The sequence below is a fragment of the Sphingobium indicum BiD32 genome, assembly GCF_000382885.1.
Classification (GTDB): domain Bacteria; phylum Pseudomonadota; class Alphaproteobacteria; order Sphingomonadales; family Sphingomonadaceae; genus Sphingobium; species Sphingobium japonicum_C.
The window spans coordinates 1-4,222 of sequence record NZ_CAVK010000156.1 but is presented as its reverse complement, the minus strand read 5'-3'; the positions used below and the strand labels follow the sequence as shown (position 1 = coordinate 4,222).

2 protein-coding genes are annotated in these 4,222 nt (G+C 63.6%); both read left to right on the top strand.

Translation table 11 applies throughout. The features are described from left to right. Positions 1-548: 548 nt before the first annotated feature. On the top strand, positions 549-1,166 hold the full coding sequence (locus EBBID32_RS16125; RefSeq protein WP_006960595.1) for a recombinase family protein: 618 nt from the start codon (positions 549-551) through the stop codon (positions 1,164-1,166). Between the two features lie 8 nt (positions 1,167-1,174). Further along, a complete protein-coding gene (locus EBBID32_RS16120; protein WP_006960593.1) occupies positions 1,175-4,180 on the top strand; it encodes a Tn3 family transposase in 3,006 nt (1,001 codons plus the stop codon). Positions 4,181-4,222: the final 42 nt, after the last annotated feature.

Sequence of the window (4,222 nt, the reverse complement as noted above, 5' to 3'; positions counted from 1 at the left end):
GGGGGTTGAGTAGCAACGGAACAGAAAACCTACATAAGGCAGCACGCCTCAAGGCCGCGGGCCATTCCGGAAGGGCGCGAAGTGGTGGTTAGCTGCCGTCCCTCCGACGCCCCTTGATCCAATTTGTTAGCGACCGAACACCCAAACCAACCGCTGCGGCTATCGCGATTGCCCCACCTAGCAGCGGCCAGTCTAAGCCTCTGTGGCATTCGGCATCTGGCGCACAGTCGCCGAGCGAACTCACGATGAAGACGACCCCGATGAGGGGAACACCGACAAAGGCCGCCATACCGCAGCCGATCTTTCCACCTAGCGTGCTGCTGTCCCGATACTCGCTCATGGGCTCGAAGCTATCGCTTTCCGCGACGTCCGCAATTGGGGCGGAAGCGGCCGTCTGGTTTTTCCAATAAACCCCGGTTTGATGCGAAGCGGGCCGGCGATTACGATCGGACCGCTGGATGACCCTCAATCTCACATCTACCCATCCAGAAACCTATAGCCGGTAAACCCATCCTTCGATAGATTAATGCAAGAAGGAGCGGGCGTCGATGCTGATCGGATATATGCGGGTGTCGACAGGCGAGCAAAATCTCGATCTACAACGCGATGCGCTGGATCGTGCCGGATGCGACCGGGTATTCGACGACGTGTGCTCGGGCCGTGCGACCGAACGGGCTGGGCTCGACAAGGCACTCGACATCATGCGTGATGGCGACACCCTCGTAGTCTGGAAGCTCGACCGGATCGGACGGTCGCTACCCCACGTCGTTGGGCTGGTCGGCGATCTGCAGAAGCGCGGGATCGGCCTTAAGGTGCTGACCGGCGATATCGACACGACGACCGTTACGGGCCGGTTGGTGTTCGGTATTTTCGCTACCCTGGCCGAGTTCGAGCGCGATCTGACCCATGAGCGTACAATGGCGGGGCTGGCCGCGGCCAGGGCGCGAGGCCGTGCAGGTGGTCGGCCGCGGGTCATGACGAAGCAGAAGCTGAAGGCCGCGATGGCGCTGACGGCGGATCGCGACAATGCCGCACGCGATGTTGCACTCCAACTCGGCGTGTCAGTGTCGACGCTTTATGCTTATGTCGATGCGAAAGGTCAGCCGCGAGAGCGGGCCAGCGAATTGCTGGGCAAGCGCGGGGTTCGGCCTAAAATAGCAGCATAGGCCGAGCAGTGCCGGTCAGCTTTCTCTCGGACGAGCAGGCACGGCGCTATGGTCGCTTCGCCGGCGATCCTACATCGGACCAGTTGGCGCGCCATTTTCATCTCGACGATGCAGACCGGATGTTCATCGGCGCGCACCGCGGCGATCACAACAGGCTCGGCGTTGCGGTACAGCTTGGCTCTTTGCGGTTGCTCGGTACCTTTCTCGAAGATCCGGCACAGACACCGGCGTCGGTCATGCGGTTCGCAGGCAGCCAGCTGGCGATCGACGAGCCGTGCGAACGGATGGCGCAATATTGCGCGACCAAGGGACGATGGCGGCACGGCCCGCGCATCCGCGACCATTATGGCTACCAGGTTTTCTCCGATCCACGCATCGCGTTCCGATTGCATCGTTTCCTGTACGCGCTGTGCTGGACGGGCACCGATCGGCCATCGGCGCTCTTCGATGCAGCGGCGACGTGGCTGATTGAATCCAAGGTGCTGTTGCCAGGGCTGTCCGTCCTCGAGCGCGATATCGCACGAGTCCGCACACGGGTCGCCACACACGTTCATCGCCGTCTCATCGACAGGCTGACGTCAGAGCAACGCGCCCGGCTCGACACGCTGGTCGCCGTTATTGGCGACGGGCGGCAAAGCCCGCTCGATCGACTGCGTGACGGTCCATACCTGCAAAGCGGACCCGAGATCAGCCGCGCCGTTGATCGCCTTACCGAAATCCGCACGTTCACAGCGGGCTTGCCCGAACTTGACCGGGTGCCACCCGGCAAGGCGGTCGCATTGGCGCGATTTGCCGGTGCGGCGCGGGCGCAGGCGGTGGCCCGCCTCCCCGACGATCGGCGCGCTGCCACCCTCGTCGCGTTCATCCGCACCCTCGAAGCGTCGGCCAGCGACGATGTCATCGACCTGTTCGACGTCGTGTCGACCAGAATGTTTTCCAACGCGCGCATCAACGCCAGGGATGCTCGGATGCGTTCGCTGCGTGATCTCGATGCCGCATCGCTCCGGCTTCGCGATGCCGGCGTCGTGCTGCTCGATGATAGCATCAGCGATGCGCAGGTGCGCGCGGCCGTGTTCGCGCTCGTCGACCGGGCAGCGCTGACCGACGCCGTCGCACAGGTGAACCTTCTCGCGCGGCCGAACGACGAGAGCTATTTTGTCGAGTTGCGCCAGCAGGCCGGGACGATGCGCTATCTGCCGAAGATGCTGGCAGCGCTCGATCTTGCAGCCGCGCCCGCAGGACAGCCGCTGCTCGACGCGGTCGACCACCTGCGAAGAGTTCACAGGGGCGAGAAGCGCCGTGGACCGCCACCAACATCGTTCGTCCCCAAGGGGTGGGCGCGCCAGTTGAAGAGTGATGACGGTACATTCGATCTGACCGGATACCGGCTTTGTACGCTCGACCGGCTACGCCGCGCCATTCGCCGTCGCGACGTCTTTCCTGTTCGCTCGCTTCGCTACGCCGACCCGCGCAAAGGCCTGCTGACAGGAGCCGCCTGGGAAGCGGCGCGACCGACGGTATGCCGCACGGTCGGCGTGGCGGTCGCTGGCGACGAGGAGATCGCCAGGCTGTCCGCGCGGCTCGATCTCGCCTACCGCGAGACAGCGGCGCGCGTACCGGACAACGATGCCGTGACCATCACGAAAACGGCGAGCGGCGCCGACCTGTCGATCGCACCGCTCGACAGGATCGACGAGCCACTCAGCCTCACCGATCTCCATAGGGCAATCGACGCGCGCTTGCCGCAGCTGGATCTTCCCGAGCTGATCCTGGAGATGCATGCGCGAACCGGTTTCGCGGCGGCGTTCACGCATGCCAGCGAAGGCAATGCACGCGCCGAGGATATAGCGACGACGATCTGCGCGGTGCTTGTCGCGGAGGCCACCAATACCGGATTCGAACCGCTTGTCCGTCCCGAGGTGTCCGCGCTGCGCCGGTCACGGTTGAGCTGGGTGAAGCAGAACTTCATCCGCGCCGAGACGCTGACCACAGCCAACGCGCTGCTGGTCGCGGCCCATAACAGGATACCACTGGCCCGCGTTTGGGGCAGCGGCGAGGTCGCCTCTGCCGATGGACTGCGTTTCACCGTGCCAGTCCGCACGATCCACGCCGGCCCAAACCCGCGCTATTTCGGGCGCGAACGCGGCATCACCTGGTACAATCTGGTTTCTGATCGCTTTTCCGGGCTGAATGCTCTGACGGTGCCCGGCACGTTGCGCGACAGCCTCTATCTGCTTGCCGTCGTGCTCGACCAGGAAACCGAATTGCGGCCAGGCGAGATCATGACCGACACAGCCGGCTACACCGACACGATCTTCGGCATTTTTCACCTGCTCGGGCTCCAGTTCTCGCCGCGCATCGCCGACATTGGCGGCGCGCGGTTCTGGCGTGTCGATGGCAAGGCCGATTATGGCGTGCTGGATGACCTCGCCGCGAATAGGATCAACACCAGGCTGATTGTCGAACATTGGGATGATCTCCTTCGACTGGCCGGATCGCTCAAACTCGGCGTCGTGCGCGCGACCGATCTCACCCGTGTCCTTCAGACCAATGATCGCCCCACCAGGCTGGCACGTGCCCTTCAGGAGCTTGGCCGCCTCATCAAGTCACTCTACATGCTGCGGTTCATCGACGACGAAACCTACCGGCGCCGGATCCTGGTCCAGCTCAATCGCGGCGAGAGCCGCCACCTGCTTGCCCGCACCATATTCCACGGCAAGCGCGGTGAACTTCGCCAGCGCTACCGCGAAGGGCAGGAGGATCAGCTCGGCGCGCTCGGGCTCGTCGTCAACCTGGTCGTGCTCTGGAACACGATCTACATCGACGCGGCGGTCAGCCAGCTACGCGCCGAAGGCCATGTGATCCTGGACGAGGACGTCGCCCGCCTCTCGCCGCTTGGTTCCAGGCACATCAACATGCTCGGGCGCTATGCCTTCACCATTCCCGACATCGTGGCGCGCGGCGAGTTGAGGCCGCTACGCGATCCTGGTGCCACAGGTATCGACGATGCTTGAAGCCCCTTATGTAGGTTTTCTGTTCCGTTGCTACTCAAACCC